Source organism: Pelomonas aquatica, from assembly GCF_026712205.1.
In the GTDB taxonomy this organism is placed as follows: Bacteria; Pseudomonadota; Gammaproteobacteria; order Burkholderiales; family Burkholderiaceae_C; genus Pelomonas; species Pelomonas aquatica.
Window position 1 is genome coordinate 38,925 of record NZ_JAPPUW010000023.1, and the last position, 23,465, is coordinate 62,389.

The 23,465-nt window shown below is 71.1% G+C and carries 18 protein-coding genes; 16 read left to right on the plus strand and 2 right to left on the minus strand.

Annotated features, from left to right (window positions below; all coding sequences use genetic code 11):
* From kdpC to NYP07_RS20080, 10 genes are all read left to right on the plus strand, one after another.
* On the plus strand, positions 1-627 hold the full coding sequence (kdpC, locus tag NYP07_RS20035) for a potassium-transporting ATPase subunit KdpC (protein WP_268153505.1): 627 nt from the start codon (positions 1-3) through the stop codon (positions 625-627).
* Complete coding sequence (locus NYP07_RS20040; RefSeq protein ID WP_268153506.1) at positions 627-3,320, plus strand: DUF4118 domain-containing protein; 2,694 nt, start codon at positions 627-629, stop codon at positions 3,318-3,320. The genes kdpC and NYP07_RS20040 overlap by 1 nt, the downstream gene beginning before the upstream one ends.
* 17 nt (positions 3,321-3,337) lie before the next feature.
* Entirely contained in the window at positions 3,338-4,015 is a 678-nt protein-coding gene (locus NYP07_RS20045) for a response regulator (RefSeq protein ID WP_268153531.1), read from the plus strand.
* Positions 4,016-4,132: 117 nt separating this feature from the next.
* Positions 4,133-4,570: a Rid family detoxifying hydrolase gene (locus NYP07_RS20050; protein WP_268153507.1), complete on the plus strand. Its 438-nt coding sequence runs from the start codon at positions 4,133-4,135 to the stop codon at positions 4,568-4,570.
* A 376-nt stretch (positions 4,571-4,946) separates the two neighbouring features.
* On the plus strand, positions 4,947-6,776 hold the full coding sequence (locus NYP07_RS20055) for a thiamine pyrophosphate-binding protein (RefSeq protein ID WP_268153508.1): 1,830 nt from the start codon (positions 4,947-4,949) through the stop codon (positions 6,774-6,776).
* The gene (locus NYP07_RS20060; RefSeq protein WP_268153509.1) at positions 6,773-7,570 is read left to right on the plus strand and encodes a citrate synthase family protein; all 798 of its coding nucleotides are present in this window, start codon (positions 6,773-6,775) and stop codon (positions 7,568-7,570) included. Before NYP07_RS20055 ends, NYP07_RS20060 begins: the two co-directional genes overlap by 4 nt.
* Entirely contained in the window at positions 7,567-8,391 is an 825-nt protein-coding gene (locus tag NYP07_RS20065) for a citrate synthase family protein (RefSeq protein ID WP_268153510.1), read from the plus strand. The genes NYP07_RS20060 and NYP07_RS20065 overlap by 4 nt, the downstream gene beginning before the upstream one ends.
* A gap of 32 nt (positions 8,392-8,423) precedes the next feature.
* On the plus strand, positions 8,424-10,508 hold the full coding sequence (locus NYP07_RS20070) for a TonB-dependent receptor plug domain-containing protein (RefSeq protein WP_268153511.1): 2,085 nt from the start codon (positions 8,424-8,426) through the stop codon (positions 10,506-10,508).
* Between the two features lie 55 nt (positions 10,509-10,563).
* On the plus strand, positions 10,564-11,544 hold the full coding sequence (locus tag NYP07_RS20075) for a type 1 periplasmic-binding domain-containing protein (protein ID WP_268153512.1): 981 nt from the start codon (positions 10,564-10,566) through the stop codon (positions 11,542-11,544).
* Positions 11,545-11,546: 2 nt separating this feature from the next.
* Positions 11,547-13,214 carry an ATP-binding protein gene (locus NYP07_RS20080; RefSeq protein WP_268153513.1) on the plus strand — a complete coding sequence of 556 codons (1,668 nt, stop codon included), beginning with the start codon at positions 11,547-11,549 and terminating at the stop codon, positions 13,212-13,214.
* 50 nt (positions 13,215-13,264) lie between these two features.
* Here NYP07_RS20080 and NYP07_RS20085 read toward each other — a convergent pair whose 3' ends face one another.
* Together NYP07_RS20085 and acnA are read right to left on the minus strand one after the other, a co-directional pair.
* Positions 13,265-13,741, minus strand: coding sequence for a cupin domain-containing protein (locus NYP07_RS20085; RefSeq protein WP_268153514.1), 477 nt, complete (start codon positions 13,739-13,741; stop codon positions 13,265-13,267).
* A gap of 76 nt (positions 13,742-13,817) precedes the next feature.
* A complete protein-coding gene (gene acnA / locus NYP07_RS20090) occupies positions 13,818-16,529 on the minus strand; it encodes an aconitate hydratase AcnA (RefSeq protein ID WP_268153515.1) in 2,712 nt (903 codons plus the stop codon).
* A gap of 345 nt (positions 16,530-16,874) precedes the next feature.
* Here acnA and NYP07_RS20095 point away from each other — a divergent pair, with 345 nt between their 5' ends.
* The 6 genes from NYP07_RS20095 to cdd all read left to right on the plus strand — a co-directional run bounded on the left by NYP07_RS20095 (position 16,875) and on the right by cdd (position 23,464).
* Positions 16,875-18,224, plus strand: coding sequence for an MATE family efflux transporter (locus NYP07_RS20095; protein ID WP_268153516.1), 1,350 nt, complete (start codon positions 16,875-16,877; stop codon positions 18,222-18,224).
* Positions 18,225-18,382: 158 nt separating this feature from the next.
* Positions 18,383-19,360, plus strand: a complete 978-nt coding sequence (locus tag NYP07_RS20100) for a BMP family lipoprotein (RefSeq protein WP_268153517.1) — start codon at positions 18,383-18,385, stop codon at positions 19,358-19,360.
* Positions 19,361-19,438: 78 nt separating this feature from the next.
* Positions 19,439-20,983, plus strand: coding sequence for an ABC transporter ATP-binding protein (locus tag NYP07_RS20105; protein WP_268153518.1), 1,545 nt, complete (start codon positions 19,439-19,441; stop codon positions 20,981-20,983).
* On the plus strand, positions 20,980-22,083 hold the full coding sequence (locus tag NYP07_RS20110; RefSeq protein WP_268153519.1) for an ABC transporter permease: 1,104 nt from the start codon (positions 20,980-20,982) through the stop codon (positions 22,081-22,083). Before NYP07_RS20105 ends, NYP07_RS20110 begins: the two co-directional genes overlap by 4 nt.
* Positions 22,083-23,048 (plus strand): ABC transporter permease, encoded by a 966-nt coding sequence (locus tag NYP07_RS20115; RefSeq protein WP_268153520.1) that lies wholly within the window; start codon positions 22,083-22,085, stop codon positions 23,046-23,048. Before NYP07_RS20110 ends, NYP07_RS20115 begins: the two co-directional genes overlap by 1 nt.
* Positions 23,048-23,464: a cytidine deaminase gene (gene cdd / locus NYP07_RS20120; RefSeq protein WP_268153521.1), complete on the plus strand. Its 417-nt coding sequence runs from the start codon at positions 23,048-23,050 to the stop codon at positions 23,462-23,464. The genes NYP07_RS20115 and cdd overlap by 1 nt, the downstream gene beginning before the upstream one ends.
* Position 23,465: the final 1 nt, after the last annotated feature.

Here is a 23,465-nt window from a genome sequence, read left to right on the forward strand (position 1 = left end):
ATGACCACCACGCTTTCCACCCCTCCCGCCGCCTCGGCGGCCACGGCCGAGGTGCCGCTGTGGCGGCCCGCGCTGACGCTGTTCGTCGTGCTGAGCCTTGTCACCGGCCTGGCCTATCCGCTCGTCGTCACCGGCGTTGCGCAGGGGCTGTTCCCTGACGAGGCCAACGGCAGCCTCGTCGCGCGCGACGGCAAGCCCGTCGGCTCGACGCTGATCGGCCAGACCTTTGCCGACCCCGGCCACTTCTGGAGCCGCCCGTCGGCCACCGGCCCCATGCCCTACAACGCGGGCAATTCGTCCGGCTCCAACCTCGCGCCGACGGCGCCGGCCCTGGCGGATGCCGTCAAGGCGCGCATCCAGGCGCTGCGCGCGGCCGATCCGGGCAACATGCTGCCCGTGCCGGTCGACCTCGTGACCACCTCGGCCAGCGGCCTGGACCCCCACATCAGCCGCGCCGCCGCCGACTACCAGCTGGCCCGCGTCGCGCGCGTGCGCGGCCTGCCGGTCGCGAAGCTGCGCGCCCTCGTCGAGCAGCACACCGAGGGCCGCTGGCTGGGCTTCATCGGCGAGCCGCGCGTCAATGTGCTGAGGCTTAATCTCGCACTTGATGCCCTGCCGCACGCCTGATGACCGACGACCGCCCCGACCCTGATGCGCTGCTGGCCAAGGTGCAGCGCGACGAAGCCGCCGCCAAGCGCGGCCGGCTGAAGATCTTCTTCGGCGCCAATGCCGGCGTCGGCAAGACCTTCGCGATGCTGGCGGCCGCGCATGCCGCCAAGCTGCAGGGCCGGCCGGTGCGCATCGGCGTCGTCGAGACCCATGCACGTGCCGACACCGAGGCCATCGCCCGCGACCTGCCGCGCATCGCGCTGAGGGAGGTGGCCGGGCGCGGCCAGGCGCTGCGCGAATTCGACCTCGACGCGGCGCTGGCCTGGGGCGCGGCCGAACCCGGCGGCGTGTTGCTGCTGGACGAGCTGGCCCACAGCAACGCGCCCGGCTCGCGGCATGCCAAGCGCTGGCAGGACGCGCAGGAGCTGCGCGAGGCCGGCGTGGAGGTCTGGACGACGCTGAACGTGCAGCACCTGGAGAGCCTGAACGACGTCGTCGGCGGCATCACCGGCATCCGCGTCTGGGAGACGCTGCCCGACAAGGTCTTCGACGAGGCCGACGAGGTGGTCGTCGTCGACCTGCCGCCCGACGAGCTGCTGCAGCGGCTGAAAGAAGGCAAGGTCTATCTGCCGCAGCAGGCCGAGCGCGCGGCCAAGAACTTCTTCCGCAAGGGCAATCTGCTCGCGCTGCGCGAGCTGGCGCTGCGCCGCACGGCCGACCGCGTCGACGACCAGATGCAGGCCTACCGGCGCGAGCACACGCAGCTGGCGCAGGGGGCCGTCTGGCCCAACCGCGAATCGCTGCTGGCCTGCGTCGGCCCCGGCGGCAACAGCGACAAGGTCGTGCGCAGCGCGGCCCGCCTGGCCCAGCAGCTCGGGCTGGAGTGGCATGCCGTGCATGTGCAGACGGCAAGGGCGCTGGGCGACGCGGACCGCCAGCGCGTGCAGCGCACGCTGGAGCTGGCCAAGAGCCTGGGCGCGCGCACGGCCCTGCTGTCGGCGCCCGAGGTGGGGGCGGCGCTGGTGGGCTATGCGCGCGAGCACAACCTGGCCCGCCTTGTCGTCGGCCGGCGCGAGAGCGCCTGGCGCTGGCCGGGCCGGCTCTCGCTGGCCGAGGCGCTGAACCGCCTGGCCGACGACATGGACGTGCTGCAGGTCGCGCTGCCGACCGTGGCGCGCGACGCAGAGCCGCAGCCGCGCATGCCGCGCGGCCTGCTGGCGCCGCACATGCTGCGCGGCTTCGCGGCGGCGCTGGCCGGCGTCGCGCTGACGACGGCCATCAACGGACTGCTGCTGGATCTCATCGCGGTGACCAATATCGCGATGCTCTACCTGCTCAACGTCGTCGGCGTGGCGCTGCGCTTCGGCCGCGCACCGGCGGCGCTGGCCGCGCTGGCGGGCGTCGCGGCCTTCGACTTCTTCTTCGTCGAGCCGCGCTGGTCCTTCGCCGTCAGTGACGCGCAATACCTCGTCACCTTCGCCGTGCTGCTGCTGGTGGGTCTGGTCATCGGCCAGCTCGCGGCCGGCCTGCAGGCCCAGGCCCGTGCGGCCCGGGAGCGCGAGCGCCGCGTGCGCGGGCTGTATGCGATGTCGCGCGACCTCGGCGCCGCCCTCGTGCCCGAGCAGGTGGCCGAGATCGGCACGCGCTTCCTGCGCGCCGAGTTCGGCGTCGCGTCGGCCGTGCTCGCGCCGCCGCTCGGCGCCACGCCCGGCCGCGAGGTGCTTTCCGTGCTGCCCGTCCAGGGCTCGGGCAGCGCCCAGCCCGACCTGGGCGTTGCGCAATGGGCCTTCGACCACGGCCAGCCGGCCGGGCAGGGCACCGACACGCTGCCCGCCAGCCCCTGCCTGATGCTGCCGCTGACGGCGCCGATGCGGCTGCGCGGCGTGCTCGCCGTCGACGGCCAGGGCCGGCGCTGGCTGCCCGACGAGCGCGAGCTGTTGGACACCTGTGCGGCGCTGCTGGCCATCTCGCTGGAGCGCATCCATTACATCGAGGTGGCGCAGCAGAGCACGCTGCAGATCGAGAGCGAGCGCCTGCGCAACTCGCTGCTGACGGCCGTCTCCCACGACCTGCGCACGCCGCTGGCCGCCCTCGTGGGCCTGGCCGACGCGCTGAAGCTGACGCCGCTGAACCCGCCCCAGGCCGAGGTGGCCGACGCGGTGCGCCGCTCGGCGCTGCGCATGAGCGCGCTGGTGGGCAATCTGCTGGACATGGCGCGGCTGCAGTCCGGCGCGGTGCAGCTCAACCGCCACTGGCTGCCGCTGCAGGAGGTCGTCGGCAGCGCGCTCGCCGGCCTGGACGAAGTGCTGGCCGGCCGCGACGTGGCGGTGGACCTGGCGGCAGAGCTGCCCCTCGTCGAGCTGGACGCCGTGCTCATCGAGCGCGTGCTCGTCAACCTGCTGGAGAACGCGGCCAAGTACGCGTCCGGCCCCATCCGCGTCGCCGCGCGCACGGCGGGGCGGCAGGTCGAGATCGATGTCAGCGACAGCGGCCCGGGCTTTCCGGCGGGCCGCGAGGCCCAGCTCTTCGACAAGTTCGAGCGCGGCGACCGCGAGAGCGCCACGCCCGGCGTCGGCCTGGGCCTGGCCATCTGCAAGGCCATCGTCGAGGCGCATGGCGGGCGCATCAGCGCCCACAATGTGGCGACCGGCGGCGCCTGCGTTCGCATCGAACTTCCTCTCGGTCAGCCGCCACAGGAGAAACCGGAGTGAGCGCCGCACGCGTGTTGATGATCGAGGATGAGCCGGAGATCCGGCGCTTCGTGCGCATGGCGCTGGAGAGCGAGGGCATCGAGGTCTTCGAGGCGGCCACGCTGGCCCGCGGCCTCATCGACGCGGCGACGCGCCGCCCCGAGCTGGTCGTGCTGGACCTGGGCCTGCCCGACGGCGACGGCCTGGACTTCATCCGCGAGTTCCGCGGCTGGTCGCAGGCGCCGGTGCTGGTGCTGTCGGCCCGCGAGGGCGAGGAGCGCAAGGTGCAGGCCCTGGACGCCGGTGCCGACGACTACCTCGTCAAGCCCTTCGGCGTGGCCGAGCTGCTGGCTCGCGTGCGCGTGCAGCTGCGCCGCTTCACGAGGGGAGGTGGCGGCGGCGGCAACGATGCCGACCCCGTGCTGCGCTTCGGCGACATCGCCGTGGACCGCGCGCTGCGCACCGTCACGCGGGGCGGCGAGGAGCTGCGCCTGACGCCCATCGAGTACCGGCTGCTGCAGGAGCTGGCCGCCGCGCCGGGCCGCGTGCTGACCCACCAGCACCTGCTGAAGGCCGTCTGGGGCCCCGGCCATGCCGAGGACGTGCACTACGTCCGCGTGCACATGGCCAATCTGCGCAAGAAGCTGGAGGCCGACCCCAACCGGCCGCAGTGGCTGCTGACCGAGGCGGGCGTGGGCTACCGGCTCAAGACCTGACGCGGCCGCGTTGCGCTTTCAGGCGCCGGGCGGCAGACTGCGGCGTCGCTCCCATCGGAGGCTGCCGCGGCGAAGCGGAGCGACGAAACGCCGCCAACCTGTCGTCCTGGAGGTCGCATGAAGCGTGTGTTGTTTCCTCTGCTGCTCGCCCTGTCGGCTTGCGCTGCCCCGCCCCTCGTGAAGGAGGTCGTCGTGAGCAAGGATGCTCCCGCACCGATCGGCCCCTATTCGCAGGGCGTGCGGGTGGGCAACTTGCTGTTCCTGTCCGGCCAGGCCGCCATCGACCCGAAGACCAACCAGCTGAGCACCGGGCCCATCGAGGAACAGACGGCGATGGCGCTCGACAACCTGAAGGCCGTGCTGGCCGCTAACCACATGACGATGGCGGACGTCGTGTCGACGACGGTCTACCTGAAGGACATCAACGACTTCGGCAAGATGAACGCCGTCTACGCGAAGTTCTTCCAGGACAAGCCGCCCGCCCGGGCCACGATCCAGGCCGGCCGGCTGCCCCGGGACGCACTCATCCAGATCTCGGCCATCGCGGCGCGCTGAGTCCGATCGCCCGACGAAGAGCGCTTGAACCGGCGCTCAGGCGCCGGCGTGGCCGCGCTGCCGCATGCGGCAGCATCAGGCAAGCCCTGACTCCGTCGCCCGCATTCGCGGGGATGCGCCGCCGTTGCAAATGGATACAGTTGATCTCACTGCGCGGTTGCCAATGGCATTCATGCGCAGGCCATAGATGCCGCAGGGCTTTTGCCCGAAGCGCACGCAGGGGGAAGAGGCCGCCCGGACGACCGTCCACGGCTGCTCGCGAGCCCATCCCGGTGGGCTCAATCCGTTCCCGATGCCGTGCGGTCCCGACGGGGGCGAGGCGCTTTCTCAGCGCCCGCCGCCTCGCCACGTGCGGCGTCCCTTGCCTGCTTGCAACGTGGAAGCCAACACTGCTCTTGCCCCGGCCTTCGCCCGGGTGACCGAACCGGCGCAGGACGCCGCCGACCTGATCGTCGCTGCGCTGGCGGCCCTGGGCGTCGACTACGTCTTCGGCGTGCCCGGCGGCGCCGTCGAGCCGCTCTACAACGCGCTGGCGCGCAGCGCCCGCCGCGGCGGCCCGCAGGCCGTCGTGGCGCGCAACGAGCAGGGCGCGGCCTATATGGCCGACGGCTATGCCCGCGAGACCGGGCGGCTGGGCGTGTGCATCGCGACCTCCGGGCCGGGCGCCACCAACCTCATCACCGGCGTGGCCTGCGCCTACGACAACCACGTGCCGCTGCTGGTCATCACCGGCCAGCCGCCGATTCGCAACTTCGGCCGGGGCGCGCTGCAGGAGTCGAGCTGCACGGGCATCAACACCGTTGCGATGTTCCGGCCCTGCACGCGCTACAACTCGCTGGTCTCGCATGCCGAGCAGCTGCCGACCAAGCTCTTCAATGCGCTGATGCAGGCCCAGCGCGCGCCCAGCGGCCCCAGCCACCTGTCCATCCCGGTGGACATCCTGCGCCAGCCGCTGGCCGACGGGCTGGAGGCGCCGGACTTCGCCGGCCTGCTGCGCCGCGCGCCGGCCCTCGTCGATCTGCCCGCGGTGCGCCAGCTCGCGCGGCTGCTGTTCTCGGCGCGCCAGCCGGTCTGGCTGATCGGCGACGGCTGCGGCGAGGCGGCCAACGAGCTGATGCAGCTCGTGCGGCGCACCGAAGGCCGCTTCATCACGACGCCGGACGGCAAGGGCTTCATCAACCCGCGCCACCCGAGCTACCGGGGCGTGTTCGGCTTCGGCGGCCATGCGAGCGCGGCCGAGCTGCTGCAGGGCGAGCCCGACCTCGTCATCGCGCTGGGCACGGGCTTCGGCGAGTTCAGCAGCGGCGGCTGGTCCACCGCGCTGCTGAACAGCCGCCTCGTCCATGTCGACGACAGCGACGAGAACCTGATGCGCTCGCCGATGGCGCGGCTGCACGTGCGTGGCCACATCAAGTCGGTCTGCGAGCAGCTGATCGCGCTGCTCGCGCCGTCGCACCAGGGGCAGGAGGCGCAGCTGCTGCCCTTCCTGCACCCGCAGATGGCGCGCCAGGCCTACGAGGCCATGGTCGACAGCCCGCAGGCCCTGCGCGGCGACAGCGCGCCCGTGAAGCCGCAGCGCCTCGTCGCCAGCCTGGGCGAGCGCTGCCCGCCGCAGACCCGCTTCGTCGCCGACGCCGGCAACAGCGCGGCCTGGGCCGTGCACTACCTCGCGCCGCACGACCAGCGCAGCGCGCGCATGCCGGGCGGTGCCTTCCTGCCCGCGGGCCAGGAGAGGCGCATGCGCAGCTCCAGTTGGCTGCGCGTGACGATGGACTTCGCGCCCATGGGCTGGGCCATCGGCTCGGCCGTCGGCATCGCGCTGGCCAACCGCCGCTGCCCGGTCGTCTGCCTGACCGGCGACGGCAGCTATCTGATGAACGGCCAGGAGATCACCGTCGCGGCCGAACTGGGCCTGACCGTGCTCTATGTCGTGCTCAACGACGGCGCGCTGGGCATGGTCAAGCACGGCCAGCGCCTGGCGGGCGCCGAGCCCATCGGCTTCCAGCTGCCCCAGGTCGACTTCGCCGCGATGGCCGCGGCCATGGGCATCCCCGGCCATGTCGTCCGCTCGACGCAGGACCTGGATGCGCTGGATTTCGGCGCGCTGCTGTCGCGCCGCGGGCCGACGCTGCTGGACGTGCGCATCGACGGCGAGGAAGTGCCGCCGATGAACCTGCGCATGCGCACCCTCGGGACGGCCAGATGACGCAGACCTTGACGACCCGCATCTGGCGCGAGCACGCCGAGCCCGACAACGCCTTCGCGGCGAGCGCGGCCTTCTGCCACGGCTACGACGTCTATGGCGAGATGCTGGGCCAGGCGCGCTGGGCCGAGATGCTCTTCCTGCTGTTCCGCGGCGAGGCGCCCTGGCCCGAGCAGGCCGAACTGCTCGAAGCCCTGGCCGTGGCCCTGGCCAATGCCGGCCCGCGCGACCCCGCCGTGCAGGCCGCGATGGCCAGCAGCACCGGCGGCGCGCCGGCCGCCGCCGCGCTGATGGCCGCGCTGGCCACGGGCGCCGGGCGCCTGGGCGGCGCGCGCGACGTGTTCGAAGCGATGACGGGCTGGGCCGAATGCGGCATGGAGCTGGCCGCCTGGCAGGCCAGGCTTGGCGAGGCCCGGCCCGAGCGGCTGGAGATCTGGCCCGCCGCCGAGCGCGCCGCGGGCTTCGAGCCGCACGGGCTGCGCACCGCGGGCATCGTGCTGCAGGCGCTGCAGCGGCTGTCGGCGCATGCCGAGGCGCAGCGCCTGCGCTGGCTGGCCGCGCACCGCGCCGAACTGGAGGCCGCGGCGGGCCTGCCGCTGGCCATGACCAGCCTGGCGGCGGCCGTGCTCGCCGACCTCGGCTTCAGCCCCGAGCAGGGCGAGATGCTGCATCTGCTGCTGCGCCTGCCGGGGGCCGCCGCGCATGCGCTGGAGCAGCGCGCGCTGGGCTACAAGCGCTTCCCCTTCCCGCCGGTCGAGTTGCAGGACGACCCGGCCCGATCCGAGGCGCGGGCATGAGAGGTCCGGACATGCTGGCCGCGCAGGCCGAGGTGCTGCGCACGCGCGTCGGCGCCTGCTGGCCGGGCACGCGCGCGGTCTTCCGCGGCCAGGACCTGCACCGCGACCTGGACGGCATCGGCTGGATGGGCCTGTATGTGTTCGGCATCACCGGCCGGCGCTTCGCGGCCCACGAGCTGCGCGTGCTGGAAGGCATCTGGACGCTGACCAGCTACCCCGACACGCGGCTGTGGAACAACCGCGTCGCGGCGCTGGCGGCGAACGCGCGCAGCGCTTCGGTGCTGGGCCTGTCGGCGGCCATCGCGGCGACCGAGGCCGGCGTGTTCGGCGGCGGGCCGGGGCTGCAGGCCATCGACTTCTTCCTGCGTGCCGGCGCGCAGCTGCGCGCGGGCGCGTCGGCCGAGGCCATCGTCGCGGCGGAGCTGCTGGCCGGCCGGCGCGTGCTCGGCTTCGGCCGCCCCATCCATGCGAACGACGAGCGGCTGCCGCCGCTGATGCGCCTGGTCGAGCGCGAGGGCCTGGACCAGGGCCGGCACTACCGCCTGGCCTTCGACGTCGAGCAGGCGCTGCTGCGCCGCAAGCCCTTCCTGAAGCTGAACTTCGCCGGCCTGACGGCGGCGCTGGCGGCCGACCTCGGCTTCAGTGCGCGGCAGTACCAGCTCTACAACATCCTGAAGACGCTGGCCGGCATGCCGCCCTGCATCGTCGAGGCCGCGGAGAAACCCGAGGGCAGCCTGATGCCCATGCCCTGCGAGAACGTGAGTTATGAGGGGCCGGCGCCCCGCAGTTGGTCGCAAAGGGCGGTGGTGCGCCACCCATAATCGCGGCCGGATTCCCTTTCCGCAGGTGAGCTATGGCATGTCGTTCTGCTGGCCTCGTGGGCTTGTCCACCATCCTGGCCCTGGGCTCGGCTGGGGCTTGGGCGCAATCCGACGAGGACGAGCTGACGCTGGCCTACGGCGACCAGCGCTCCGTCAGCATCGCGGCCGGCAGCGTGCAGCCGCTGCGCCAGGCGCCCGCGGTGGCCAGCGTCATCACGGCCGAGGCCATCCAGGCGATGGGGGCGGCAGACCTGGACGAGGTGCTGGAGTCGGTCGCCGGCCTGCATGTCGGGCGCGCGGCCAACCAGTACATGCCGCTCTACATCTTCCGCGGCATCTACAGCCAGTTCACGTCGCAGGTGCTGGTGCTGCAGAACGGCGTGCCGATGACGACCCTCTTCGTCGGCAACAAGGGCAATGTCTGGGCCGGCTATCCCGTCGAGCACATCGCGCGCATCGAGCTCATTCGCGGCCCGGGCTCGGCGCTCTACGGCGCCGACGCTTTCGCGGGCGTCATCAACATCATCACCAAGTCCTCGGCCGACACGCCGGGCACGCGCGTCGGCCTGCGCGGCGGTTCCTTCGGCAGCGCCGACGGCTGGGTGCTGCACGGCGGCAAGCTCGGGCCGCTGGACGTGTCGGCCTATCTGCGCGTGGGCAGCACCGACGGCGCGCGCAGCCTCATCGACAAGGACGCCGCCCGCCCGGCCGTCACGCGCGCGCCGGGGCCGATCAACGTCGGCCACGACGCGGTCGACGGCAATCTGGAGGTGGGGCAGGGAGCCTGGCGCGGGCGCCTCGGCTACAAGCTGCGCAGCCATGTCGGCAGCGGCGCCGGCGTCGCGTCGGCGCTGGATCCGGTCGGCAAGGGCCGCAGCGAGCGCATCAACGGCGACCTGTCGTGGACCGAGCCGCGGCTGGCCGCCGACTGGGGCGCCGGCCTGCAGGCCAGCGTGCTGCGCTATGTCGAGCAGGCCACGACCAACTACGTGCTGCTGCCGGCCGGCACGACGCTGGGGCCGGGCAATGGCTTCACCGACGGCCTGATCGGCGGGCCCAACAAATGGGAGCGGCAGCTGCGCCTGTCGGGCTTCGCCACCTACACGGGCTTCAGCGGCCACAGCCTGCGCCTGGGCCTGGGCCATGACGACCTCGACCTTTACAAGACCACCGAATACAAGAACTTCAATCCCAACTACAGCCGCATCGGCACCGGCTCCTTCGCCGACGTGACCGACTTCTCCGACACGCTGCTGAAGTTCATGCTGCCGCAGCGCCGCCGCGTGGACTATGCCTATGCGCAGGACGAGTGGCGCTTCCACCCGGACTGGATCCTGACCGCCGGCGTGCGCCGTGACCACTACTCCGACTTCGGCTCGACGACCAACCCGCGCCTGGCCCTGGTCTGGAGCGCGGCCTACGACCTGACGGCCAAGCTGCTCTACGGCCAGGCCTTCCGGGCGCCGTCCTTCAACGAGCAGCACAGCATCAACAACCCGGTGCTGGGCGGCAACCCGGCCGTCAAGCCCGAGAAGATCCGCACCGCCGAGGCCGCGCTGGCCTGGGCACCGTCCGAAGGCCTGCAGCTCAACCTCAGCCTGTTCCGCTACGCGATGCGCGACATCATCCGCGGCGCGCCCAACCCCGCCGCGCCGCCGGCCAACCTGATCCAGAACCGCGGCGGCCAGGACGGCCACGGCGCCGAGCTGGAGGCCGTCTGGGACGCGTCGCGCAGCCTGCGCCTGACGGGCAATTACGCCTACCAGCGTTCCGTGGACGAGGCGACGCGGCTGGACGCCGGCTACGCGCCGCACCAGCACGCCTATGTGCAGGCCGACTGGGCCGGGGTGCGCGGTGCCACGCTCAGCGCCCAAATCAACCATGTGGCCGGCCGCTGCCGGCCGGCCGGCGACGCGCGCCCGCCGGTCAGGGACTACACGACGCTGGACCTGTCGGCGCGGACCCGGCTCGGCGCGTCGCACTGGGAACTCGCCGCGATGCTGCGCAACGTCTTCAACGCCGACGCGCGCGAGCCCAGCCTGGCCGGCAGCGGCATCGTCAACGACCTGCCCGTGGTGCCGCGGGCCGCCTATGTGCAGGCCCAGTACCACTACTGATCCCTTTGCATAATGCCGCACCTCCATTCGGCCTCCGCCTCGCGGCATTTCCCACTTGACTGAGCACGGCTGCCCCGCCCAAGCCACACGCCGCGCGCTGCTGCAGCAGGCCCTGGGCGGCGCCGTGTGGCTGGCGGGGAAGGGCGCGTTCGCGGCCGAGGGTGCGCGCCCGCTGGCCGTGGCCTACCCCGACCTGGGCGAACCGTTCCGGCAGGTCTTCGCCGCCATCATCGAAGGCATCGCGGACCGGGCCGGCGGCGCCGTCGCCAGCTTCGCGATGGGCGGCAATGCCAACCCGGCCCAGGTCGCCGACGACGTCCGCAGGCGCGATGCGCAGGCGCTGATCGGCCTGGGCCGCGGCGGCATGCGCGTGGCCGCCGCGCTGGCCGGCGAGCTGGCGGTGCTGGTCGGCTGCGTGGTGTCGGTGCAGGAGTCCGAGGCGCGCGCCTTCCCGGTCCACACGCTGGCACCCGACCCGGCCCTGCTGCTGGCACGGCTGCGGCGGCTGCGGCCGGCCGCGCGCCGCGTGCACCTGGTCCACGACGCCAGGCTCAACGGCTGGCTGGCGCGGCTGGCGCGCGAGGCCGCGCGCGTGGAAGGCCTGGAGCTGCTGGCCCAGGAGGCCGCCGACCAGGCCGAGGCCCTGCGCGCCTACACCCTGCTGCTGGCCGGCGCCGACCCCGCGCGCGACGCGCTGTGGCTGCCGCAGGATCCGACCACCGTGGACGACAACGCCGTGCTGCCGCTGGTGCTGCGCGAGAGCTGGAACCGCGGCATCACGGTGTTCTCCAGCCACCTGGCCCATGTGAAGCGCGGCGCGCTGTTCTCGCTCTACCCCGACAACCGCGAGCTCGGCCGCACGCTGGCCGCGTCGGCCCAGCGCCTGCTGGGCAGCCCAAAGGCTGCGGCCGGCGCGGCCGGGGTGCTGCCGTTGCGCCAGGCGCTGGCCGCCATCAACATCCGCACCGCCGCCCACCTCGGCATCGACGTGGCAGCGGTGCAGCCCGGGTTCGACCTCGTCTACCCCAACAACTGAAGATGCCGCTCTACCCACTCGACAGCCAGCCGCCGCTCCTGCTGCAGGACGAGGCGGCGAGCCCGCCCGCGGCGCCGCCCCGGCCGTGGCTGCAGCGCGTGTACGCGCGCTGGCTGCGCGAGGCCTCGTTCCGCCGCCAGCTCAGCGTGGCCGTCATGCTGGGCGCGCTCGGCCTGGCCCTGCTGCTGGCCGCCGTCAACGCCTGGCAGGGCGGGCGCCAGGTGCGTGCGATGCTGATGGAGCAGGGCGGGCGCGTCGCGGCCAACCTGGCCTCCAACAGCTCGCTGGCCCTGCTCTACGCGGCGGCCGACAACGCCGACGAGGCCGTGCGCGCGTCGCTGGCCTTCCCCGACGTGATGGCCATCGAGATCCGCGACACGCAGGCGCGGCTGCTGCTGGCGCTGGGGGCGGAGCGCGACCGCCTGCCCGCCGCGACGGTCGCCGCGCTGCCCGAGCGCGCCGCCAGCGTGCCCTGGCTGGACCAGGAGACCGAGGACAGCTGGGCCTTCGCGGCGCCGGTCTGGACGCGGCCCGAACCCTCGCCCTTCGACGTCACGCTGAAGCCGCCGCAGCTGCTCGGCCAGGTGCGCATCATCCAGAGCAAGGCGGCGCTGCATCGCGCCCAGGCCTCGCTGTTCGTCGCGAACTTTGGTGTGGCCCTGCTGTTCGCGGCGCTGTTCCTGCTTGCGGTGCGCTTCCTGGCGCTGCGCCTGACCCGGCCGCTGGCGGCGCTGTCCGATGCGATGCAGCGCGTCGAGCGCGGCGACAGCGACGCGCGCGCACCGGCCGGCGGGCCGCGCGACATCGCCGCGATGGCCCACACCTTCAACCGCATGATCGCCGCGCTGCAGGAGCGCGAGGCCGAGCTGGCCGCGCACCGGGACCACCTCGAGGATCTGGTGCGCGAGCGCACGCTGGAGCTCAGCGACGCCAAGGAGCGCGCCGAGATCGCGAGCCAGGCCAAGAGCCAGTTCCTCGCGCGCATGAGCCACGAGCTGCGCACGCCGCTGAACGCGGTGATGGGCTATGCCCAGATCCTGAAGATGGACGACGGCCTCAGCCCCAAGCAGCGCAACGGCCTGGACATCATCCACGGCAGCGGCCAGCATCTGCTGACGCTGATCGTCGACATCCTCGACCTGGCGCGCATCGAGGCGGGCAAGGCCGAGCTGCGCGTCGCGCCGGTCGAGCTGCCGGCGCGGCTGAACGCGGTCGCCGACATCGTGCGCGTGATGGCCGAGGGCAAGCAGATCGGCCTGGCGCTGGAGCTCGACCCCGCGCTGCCGGCCGTCGTGCAGGCCGACGACAAGCGCCTGAGCCAGGTGCTCATCAACCTGCTCGGCAACGCGGTGAAGTTCACCCATGCGGGCGGCGTGACGCTGCGCGCCGCCGTCGCCGTGCCGGCCGGCGGCGCGGCCGGCGAGGCGCTGCTGCGCTTCGAGGTGAGGGACACCGGCGTGGGCATCGCCGAGGACCAGGTCGTGCGCCTGTTCGAGCCTTTCGAGCAGGCCGGCAATGCCGAGCAGCGCACCGGCGGCACCGGCCTGGGCCTGGCCATCAGCCGGCAGCTCGTGCGCATGATGGGCGGCGAGATCCGGCTCGAGAGCCGGCCGGGCGAGGGCAGCTGCTTCTGGTTCGAGATCAGCGTGCCGGTTCAGCCAGCGGCCTAGGGCCTGCTCACACGCCGGCAGCAGTCCGCCGCGTGGACCGCGAACGGCGCCTACTTCGGCGCGGCCGCGCCCTTCTGCGGGTCGTCGTCAGGGTTGACGTAGGTCAGGTCGAAGGGGCCTTCGCCGTGGATCTGGATGACGGTCGCCGTCTTCATGGCGGCGAAGTGGTGTTCCTTGGCCGGGACGGAGCCGAAGCTGCCCGCCTTCATCGTCTTCATGGCCTTGGGATCGAATTTGTCGCCCATGCCGATCATCAGCGTGCCCGAGATGACGGTGACGTTCTCGGTCTGGCTGTGCCAGTGCGGCATCACCTTGTAGCCGGCCGGCGCGCTCAGGCGCATGACGAAGGGCCCCGGCTTGCCGGGGTCGCCCATCAGCACGGCGAGCTTGGCCCCCTTGGCCAGGGCCGGCGGCGGGTCGCCCCAGTGCATGCCGTCGCCGCCGTGCACGGCCCAGGCGGGCACGGCCAGCGCGAGCACCGCAGCCGCGGCGCAGGACAGAAGAACAGGACCGGAAGGACGGCTCATCTCGATCTCCTTGTCGCACGGTCGACGATGGGGCCCGCCGCCGCGACCGTGCTTCGCGGCGCGGGTAGCCGCGGCCTCAGGCCGCGAGCAGTTGGCGCAGTACGAAAGGCAGGATGCCGCCGTGCCTGTAGTAGTCCACCTCGATGGCGGTGTCGATGCGCAGCGTCAGCGGCACGGACTGCGTCGTGCCGTCGGTGCAGGTGATCGTCATCAGCGCGTCGCCCTGCGGCCTGATCTCGTCGGCCAGCGCGATGTCTATGGTCTCGCTGCCCGTCAGCCCCAGGCCCTCCCATGAGTCGCCGGCCTTGAACTGCAGCGGCAGCACGCCCATGCCGATCAGGTTGCTGCGGTGGATGCGCTCGAAGCTCCTGGCCACGACGGCCTTGATGCCCAGCAGCTGCGTACCCTTGGCGGCCCAGTCGCGGCTGGAGCCGGTGCCGTATTCCTCGCCGGCGAAGATCACCGTGGGCGTGCCCTCGGCGATGTATTCCATGGCCGCGTCGTAGATGGCCATCTGGCGGCCGTCCTTCAGCGTGTAGCCGCCTTCCTCGCGCGAGCCGTCGGCCTTGGCGGGCAGCATCAGGTTCTTCACGCGCACGTTCGCGAAGGTGCCGCGCATCATCACGTCATGGTTGCCGCGGCGCGCGCCGTAGGAGTTGAAGTCGGCCTTCAGCACGCCGTTCTCGATGAGGAACTTGCCGGCGGGCGTGGTCTCCTTGAAGGAGCCGGCCGGGCTGATGTGGTCGGTGGTGATCGAGTCGCCGAACAGCGCCATGACCTTGGCGCCCTTGACGCCGGCCTCCAGCGCCTTGGGCGCCATCGCGAAGCCCTGGAAGAAGGGCGGCTCGGCGATATAGGTGCTCTTGGGCCAGTCGTAGACCTGGCCCTTGACGCCCTTGATCGCGTCCCAGAGCTTGCCGGGCTTGGTGCCGACCTTGTCGTAGTTGGCCTTGAAGGCCTTGGGCGCCATCGCGTACTTCATCAGCTTGTAGATCTCGTCGCTGCTCGGCCAGATGTCGCCGAGGAAGACCGGACGGCCCTTCTTGCCGACGCCGACGGGCTCGGTCATCAGGTCGCGCGTCACATTGCCGGCGATCGCATAGGCGACGACCAGCGGCGGGCTGGCGAGGAAGTTGGCCTTCAGGTTGGGGTGGATGCGCGCCTCGAAGTTGCGGTTGCCGGACAGCACGGCCGCGCAGACGAGGTCGTTCTCCTGGATCAACTGGTTCAGCTCGGGCGTCAGGTCGCCCGCGTTGCCGATGCAGGTCGTGCAGCCGTAGGCGGCGACGTTGAAGCCGAGCTTCTCCAGGTAGGGCAGCAGGCCGGCCTTCTCCAGGTATTCGGTGACGATGCGCGAGCCGGGCGCGAGCGAGGTCTTGATGTGGGGCTGGACCCTGAGGCCGGCCTCCACGGCCTTCTTGGCCAGCAGGCCGGCGGCCAGCAGCACGCCGGGGTTGCTGGTGTTGGTGCAGGACGTGATGGCCGCGATCAGCACGTCGCCGTTCCTGATCTCCAGGCCGGACTCGGTCTTGAAGGTCTTGGCCAGCTTGTCCGCCGGCTGGTTGAAGCCGTTCTCGGCCACGGGCTTGCTGAACAGCTCGCCGAACTTCGTCGACAGGTGGGTGATCTCGATGCGGTCCTGCGGGCGCTTGGGGCCCGCCAGGCTGGGCGCGACGGTGCCGAGGTCCAGCGTGACGACCGCAGAGTAGTCCAGCTCACCCTTCTTCGGGATGCCGAACATCTTCTGTGCCTTCCAGTAGGCCTCGAAGGCCTCGATCTCGGCCTTGCTGCGGCCCGTGCCCCTGAAGTAATCGACGGTCTTGTCGTCTACCGGGAAGAAGCCCATCGTCGCGCCGTACTCGGGCGCCATGTTGGCGATGGTCGCGCGGTCGGGCACCGACAGGTTCTCGGTGCCTTCGCCGAAGAACTCGACGAACTTGCCGACGACCTTGTGCTTGCGCAGGATCTCGGTGACGGTCAGCACGAGGTCGGTGGCCGTGACGCCTTCGCGCAACCGGCCGGTCAGCTCGAAGCCGACGACGTCCGGCGTCAGGAAGTAGACCGGCTGGCCCAGCATGCCGGCCTCGGCCTCGATGCCGCCCACGCCCCAGGCGACGACGCCGATGCCGTTGATCATCGTCGTGTGGCTGTCGGTGCCGACGAGGCTGTCCGGGTAGTAGATACCGCCCTTGGTCTTGTGCACGCCGCGGGCCAGGTACTCCAGGTTGACCTGGTGCACGATGCCGAAGCCCGGGGGCACGACGCCGAAGGTGTCGAAGGCCTGCATGCCCCATTTCATGAACTCGTAGCGCTCGCGGTTGCGCTCGAACTCCAGCTTCATGTTCAGGTCCAGCGCTTTCTTGGTGCCGTAGTAGTCGACCATGACGCTGTGGTCCACCACCAGGTCCACCGGCACCAGCGGCTCGATGGTCTTGGGGTTCTTGCCGAGCTTGGCGGCCACGTTGCGCATCGCGGCCAGGTCGGCCAGCAGCGGCACGCCGGTGAAGTCCTGCAGCACGACTCGGGCGACGACGAAGGGAATCTCGTCCACGCGCTCGGCTGATGGCTGCCAGTTCGCGAGCTGCTCGACGTGCTCCTTCGTGACCTTCTGGCCGTCGCAGTTGCGCAGCACGCTCTCCAGCACGATGCGCATGGACACGGGCATGCGGCCCACGTTGGGGAAGGTCCTGGCCAGCCTGGGCAGCGAGAACAGCCTGCCGGCCTTGCCGGAAGCGGTCTTGAATTCGGCCTGGGTGTGGGCGAAGGCGTGCGCGGCGGGTTTCGGCATGGTTACTCCTTTAGGATGCAGAGGGTCTGTTGGCCTATGAATCGTCCCCGCGCTGGGGCGGCCAAGGGCGCAGAGCTAGGCGCAGTCCGCCGCCCAGGCTGGACGCCTGGGCAAGGGTTGCAACAACGCGCTGCGCCCTTGGCCGCCCCAGCCCGAAGGGTGAGGCCCCGCTCAGGGCCAACTCGTTGTTGCAAGTGCTCGCCGGGTGCCCATCCCGGCTCCGCCTTGCGCCTAGATTTGGCCCTGAGCGGGGCCTCACGCGGGGACGATTCATAGGTCAACAGACCCTAATGATTCTGGCGAGCTTGTCGTGACTTGTGTGAATACCTTTGAACGGAGTCGGCCTTGACGGCTCCGTCCGCTCGCCCCCGGCTGTTCCCCCTGACCTGGCCGCTGCTGCTGGAGCTGCTGCTGGGCATCGGCATCGGCATCATCGGCACGGCGCTGGCGGCGCGGCTGTCGGACGACAGCGGCGCGGCCTTCGGCATCGCCAACCAGGTGTTCGCGGCGCTGTTCGTGCTGTTCCGCGTCATCGGCGCGGGCGTCAGCGTGGCCGTGACCCAGGCCCTGGGCGCCGGCCGGCGCGACCAGGCCGACGCCGTGGCCCGCGCCGTCGTCGGTGCCAGCACCTGGCTGGGCCTGGCGGGCGCGCTGCTGGCGCTGGTGGCGGCCGGGCCGCTGCTGGCCGTCGTCAACACGCCGCCCGAGGTGGCGCCGCTGGCGCGCACGCTGCTGCAGGCACTGGCGCCGGCCCTGCTGCTGGACGCGCTGAACGCCACCATGTCCAGCGTCATGCGCGCCCATCTGCGCAGCCGCGAGGCGCTGGTGGTCGTCGTCGCGATCCAGGTCGTCACGCTGGCGGTCGCCCTGTTGGCCATGCCCCACCTGGGCCTCGTCGGCTATGCGCTGGCCTGCATCTGCGGGCGCGGCATCGGCCTGGGCCTGCACATCGCGCTGTGGCGGCTGCGGCTGGACCTGCGGCTGCGCGCGGCCGACTGGTGGCGCCTGGTGCGCGCGCCGCTGGCCACGGTGCTGCACATCGGCATCCCGGGCGCGGCCGAGAACATCTCCTGGCGCCTGGCCTTCATGACCAGCCTGGCCGCCGTGGCCCAGCTCGGCGCGCACGCGCTGGCCACGCATGCCTACACGATGCAGTTCCTGCACGTCATCCTGATGTTCAGCCTGGCCATTGGCTTCGCGGTGGAGATCCTGGTGGGCCACATGATCGGCGCCGGGGAACTGCACGCGGCCCACCGGCTGGTGCGGCGCTCGCTGGCCCTGGGCTTCGTCGTCGCCTTCGTCGTGGCCGGCAGCTTCGCGCTGGCTGGGCCCTGGCTGCTGGCGCGCTTCACGTCCGACCCCGAGATCATCGCGCTCGGCTGCACGCTGCTGTGGTGGACCGTGCTGCTGGAGCCGGGGCGCAGCTTCAACCTCGTCGTCATCAACGCGCTGCGGGCGACGGGCGACGCGCGCTACCCCGTGATGGCCGGGGCGGCCTCGATGGCCATCGTGCTGGCGGGCGGCAGCTGGTTCCTCGGCGTGTACCTGGGCTGGGGCCTGGTGGGTGTCTGGATCGCCTACGCGGCGGACGAGTGGATTCGAGGCCTGTTGATGTGGCGGCGATGGGCGACACTCGGCTGGCTGCCCCATGCCCGCGCCTCGCATCGCAAATTGCGCCGTGCCAAGGCGGGGTGAATCCGTCAGGCCGAGCGCCGGGCCGCCCCAAGCCGGCCTGCGTCCCCTTGGGGGACCGAACGCCGAAAGGCGGTCGAGGGGTCGGTGTTTTCCTGACCAGTAAAACTTGAGGGATGTTTTCTACAATGCGCCCCTTTCGCCCAGCCCACGCCAATCCCATGAAGTCTTCCCTGCCCCGTCTTGCGGCTTTGACCCTGGTCGCCGCTTCGGCCCTGGTCCAGGCCCAGCAGCCCGCGGTGATCTTCGACATGGGCGGCAAGTTCGACAAATCCTTCAACCAGGCCGGCTACCAGGGCGCCGAGCAGTGGAGGAAGGAAACGGGCAAGGCCTATCTCGAGTTCGAGATCAGCAACGACACCCAGCGCGTGCAGGCCATCCGCCGCATGGCCGAGCGCGGCGCCAGCCCCATCATCAGCATCGGCTTCGCGCAGGCGTCGGCGCTGCAGCAGGTGGCCAAGGACTTCCCCAAGACCCAGTTCGCCATCATCGACGCCAAGGTCGACCTGCCCAACGTGCAGTCCGTGCTGTTCAAGGAGCATGAGGGCAGCTATCTCGTCGGTGCTTTTGCCGCCCTGGTCAGCAAAAGCGGCAAGGTCGGCTTCGTCGGCGGCATGGACATCCCGCTGATCCGCAAGTTCCAGTGCGGCTACGAGCAAGGCGCCAAGGCGACCAACCCGAAGATCGAGGTGTTCTCGAACATGACGGGCACCACCTCCACGGCCTGGAACGACCCGACCCGCGGCGGCGAGCTGGCCAAGGCCCAGTTCGCCAAGGGCTCGGACATCGTCTTCGCCGCCGCCGGCGGCACCGGCGTCGGCGTCTACCAGGCCGCCAAGGACGCCGGCAAGCTCGCCATCGGCGTCGACAGCAACCAGAACCATCTGCAACCCGGCACGATGCTGACCTCCATGGTCAAGCGCGTCGACGTGGCCGTCTACAACGTGCTCAAGGGCTGGAAGCAGGGCATCAGCGTGCTGGGCCTGAAGGAAGGCGGCGTGGACTACGCGCTGGACGCCAACAACGCCAAGCTCATCCCGGCACCGCTGAAGGTCAAGGTCGACGCGATCAAGGCCGACATCATTGCCGGCAAGATCAAGGTGGCCGACTACATGGCCGACAACGCCTGCAAATACTGATGGTCTTGCGGGATGGACCTGACGGCGTACCCGCCGTCAGCTCCGTCCTCAACTGACTAAGAGCGATCTCGCCCTGACATGCCAGAGCAAGCCAATCCAGCCGTTCGCCTCGGGGCGATCTCCAAGCGCTTCGGCGCCGTGCAGGCCAACCGCGAGGTGTCCTTCGACATCGCCGCGGGCAGCGTGCACGGCCTGGTTGGCGAGAACGGCGCCGGCAAGAGCACGCTGATGGCCATCCTGTATGGCTACTACCAAGCCGATTCCGGCCATATCGAGGTCGATGGCCGGCGGGCCCATATCGCCAATTCCCAGCAGGCGATCGCTTTGGGCATCGGCATGGTCCACCAGCACTTCATGCTGGTCGACACGCTGAGCTGCCTCGAAAACATCATGCTGGGCGCCGAGGGCGGCTTCTTCCTGACCGCCTCCAAGGCCAAGGTCAGGGCCAGGCTGGAAGCGCTGATGGCCGAGACCGGCCTGCAGGTGCAGCTGGACGCCCTCGTCGGCGACCTGCCCGTGGGCGAGCTGCAGCGGCTGGAGATCCTGAAGGCGCTCTACCGCGGCGCCCGCATCCTGATCCTGGACGAACCGACGGCCGTGCTGACGCCGCAAGAGACCGACCAGCTGTTCGTCACGCTGCGCCGGCTGAAGGAGCGCGGCACGACCATCATCCTCATCACGCACAAGCTGCGCGAGGTCATGAGCCTGTGCTGCGCCGTCACGGTGATGCGCGCCGGCCAGGTCGTCGAGACGCGGCCCATCGCGCAGTGGAGCGAGGCCACGCTGGCCGAGTCCATGGTGGGCCGCAAGGTCACGCTGGGCCGGCCCGAGGGTATGGAAATGCATGCCGGCGAAGTGCGCCTGCAGGCCAGCGGCCTCAACCTCAAGCATGCCAACGGCGTCGCGGCGCTGAAGGACGTCAGCCTGACGCTGAAGGCCGGCGAGATCGTCGGCGTGGCCGGCGTGTCGGGCAATGGCCAGAGCGAGCTGCTGGAGGTGCTGTCCGGCCTGCGCGCGCCCGAGGGCGGCCGCATGGAGCTGGGCGGCAAGGTCTTCACGCCCGAGGCCTGGCTGGACACCGCGCAGGCCCGCCCGCTGCGCCTGGCCCATGTGCCGGAAGACCGGCATGCGGTCGGCCTGGTCATGAGCTTCCCGGCCTGGGAGTCCGCCGTGCTGGGCTACCAGGGCCTGCCCAAGTACCGCAGGGGCGCGTCCATGAACCACGCGGCGATGCGCGACGCCACGCGCCAGATGCAGGAGCGCTTCGACGTGCGCCCGCGCGACGAGAACCTGGGTTCGGCCAAGTTCTCCGGCGGCAACCAGCAGAAGCTCATCCTGGCCCGCGAGATCGGCGAGCAGCCGACCGTGCTGCTGGTGGGCCAGCCCACGCGCGGCGTCGACATCGGCGCCATCGAATTCATCCACCACCAGCTGCGCGCGCTGCGTGACGCCGGCTGCGCGGTGCTGCTGGTCAGCAGCGAGCTGGACGAGATCCTGGCGCTGGCCGACCGCGTCGTCGTCATGAACTGCGGCCGCATCACCGGCGAGCTGGCTATTCAAGACTGCGACGAGAAACGCCTCGGCCTGCTGATGGCCGCACAAGAAGAACGAGCCGCTGCATGAGTCAGCCCTTGCAACTCCCCCGCTGGATCGACCTCGGCCTGCTGCCGCTGTGGAACCTCGCCATCGCGATGCTGGTGGCCGGCCTCGTCGTCATGGTCATCGGCCACAGCCCCTGGCAGGCGTTGACCGTGCTGCTGAACGGTGCCCTCGGCAGCGTGCGCGGCCTGGGCTATTCGCTGTACTACGCGACGAGCTTCATCTTCACCGGCCTCGCGGTCGCGGTGGCCATCCATGCCGGCCTGTTCAACATCGGTGGCGAGGGCCAGGCGACATTGGGCGGCGTGGGCGTGGCGCTGGTCGCGCTGTGGCTGGGTGCCAAGCTGCCGGCCATCGTCATGCTGCCGCTGCTGGTCGTGGCCGCGGCGCTGTTCGGCATGCTGTGGGCGGCGTTGCCGGCCTACTGCCAAGCCTGGCGCGGCAGCCATGTCGTCATCACGACGATCATGTTCAATTTCCTGTCCGCGAGCCTGAACAGCTATCTGCTCGTGAACTGGCTGCGCCCGGCCGACAGCATGGCCGTCGAGTCCGCCGAGTTCGCCGCCAGCGCCCGCATGCCGGCCCTGCACCAGATCGCCGCCGCTTTTGGCTATGAGCTGCCGTCGTCGCCGCTGAACCTCAGCCTCGTCATCGCGCTGGCCGCCTGCGTCTTCGTCGGCTGGTTCCTGTGGCGCAGCGCGGCCGGCTATGCGGTGCGCGCCGTCGGCAGCGCACCGCGCGCGGCCCACTACGCCGGCATCCACCCGCGCGCCCAGGTACTGCTGGCCATGGCCATCTCGGGTGCGCTGGCCGGCATGGTGGGCATCAACGAAATCTCCGGCGTGCAGGGCAAGCTGACGCTGGACTTCGTCGCCGGCGCCGGCTTCACCGGCATCGCCGTGTCGCTGATGGGCCGCAACCATCCGGTCGGCATCGTGCTCGCGTCGCTGCTGTTCGGCATGCTCTACCAGGGCGGCGTCGAGGTCAGCTTCGAGCTGCAGGGCTTCAGCCGCGAGATGGTCGTCACGGCCCAAGGGCTCATCGTGCTGTTCTCGGGCGCGATGGCCACGGTCAGTGCGCCGCTGTTCGCACGGGTCTACGCCGCCATCAAGGGAGTCCGCTGATGGATGAAGTCCTGATCGCCTCGGTCATCGCGTCCACGCTGCGCGTCAGCGCACCGCTGCTGCTGTGCGCGATGGCGGGCGTGCTGTCCGAGCGTGCCGGCGTCATCGACCTGGGCCTGGAGGGCAAGATGCTGTTCGCGGCCTTCGCCGCCGCGGCGACGGCCTCGGTTACGCAGTCCACGGGCCTTGGCCTGCTGGCCGCGGTCGTCGTCGCCAGCGCCGCCTCGATGCTGCATGGCTTCGCCTGCGTGACCCATCGCGGCGATCAGGTCGTCTCCGGCATCGCGCTGAACATGATCGCGGCCGGCCTGACCGTGGTGCTCGGCATCGCCTGGTTCCAGCAGGGCGGCCAGACGCCGCCGATTGCTCCCGACGTGCGCCTGACGGCCCTGGCGGCGGGCTTTGCCGAGCCGCAGCCGGGCCATTGGCTCGCCGCCGTCCTCGGCCACGGCCTGCTGAGCCACAACGCGCTGGTCTACGCCGCCTTCCTGATGGTCGCCGCGGTGTGGTTCTTCCTCGAGCGCACCCGCCCGGGCCTGCGCCTGCGCGCGGTCGGCGAGAACCCGGCCATGGTCGAGGCGGCCGGCATGTCCGTGCAGGGCCTGCGCTACCAGGCGCTGCTGATGAACGGCGCGCTCTGTGGCCTGGCGGGCGCCTATCTGACGCTGGCCCAGAACGCGTCCTTCTCGCCCAATATGACCGCCGGCCGCGGCTATATCGCGCTGGCCGCGATGATCTTTGGCAAGTGGAAGCCGCTGCCGACGCTGGGCGCCTGCCTGCTGTTCGGCTTCCTCGACGCGATGGCCATCCGGCTGCAGGGCGTGCAACTGCCCAGCATTGGCGAAGTGCCGGTGCAGCTGATCCAGGCGCTGCCCTACATCTTGACGGTCGTGCTGCTCGCTGGCTTCATCGGCTCGGCCGTCGCACCCAAGGCCCTCGGCCGCCCTTACGTGAAGGAGCGCTGATGGAACTCTCCCAAGACCTGCTGGACCGCCTGCTCGCCGAGTCGCTGCGTGCCCGCGAGTTCTCGCATTCGCCTTACTCCAATTACAAGGTCGGCGCCGCCATCCTCGACGAGCAGGGGCGCATCCACATCGGCGCGAACATGGAGAACGCGTCCTACCCGCAGGGCTGGTGCGCCGAGCCCTCGGCGCTGACGGCCATGATCATGGCCGGCGGCAAGCGGGCCGTGGCCGCGCTGGTCACCGGCCCCGGCCCGGGCATCATCACCCCCTGCGGCGGCTGCCGCCAGAAGCTGCGGGAGTTCTCGGTTCCCGAAGAGCTTGTCATCATCGCCGGCGATCCTGGCGGTATCCGCCAACGCTGGACCCTGGCCGAACTGTTGCCCCACAGCTTCGGGCCCGGTCACTTGAACTTCTGAG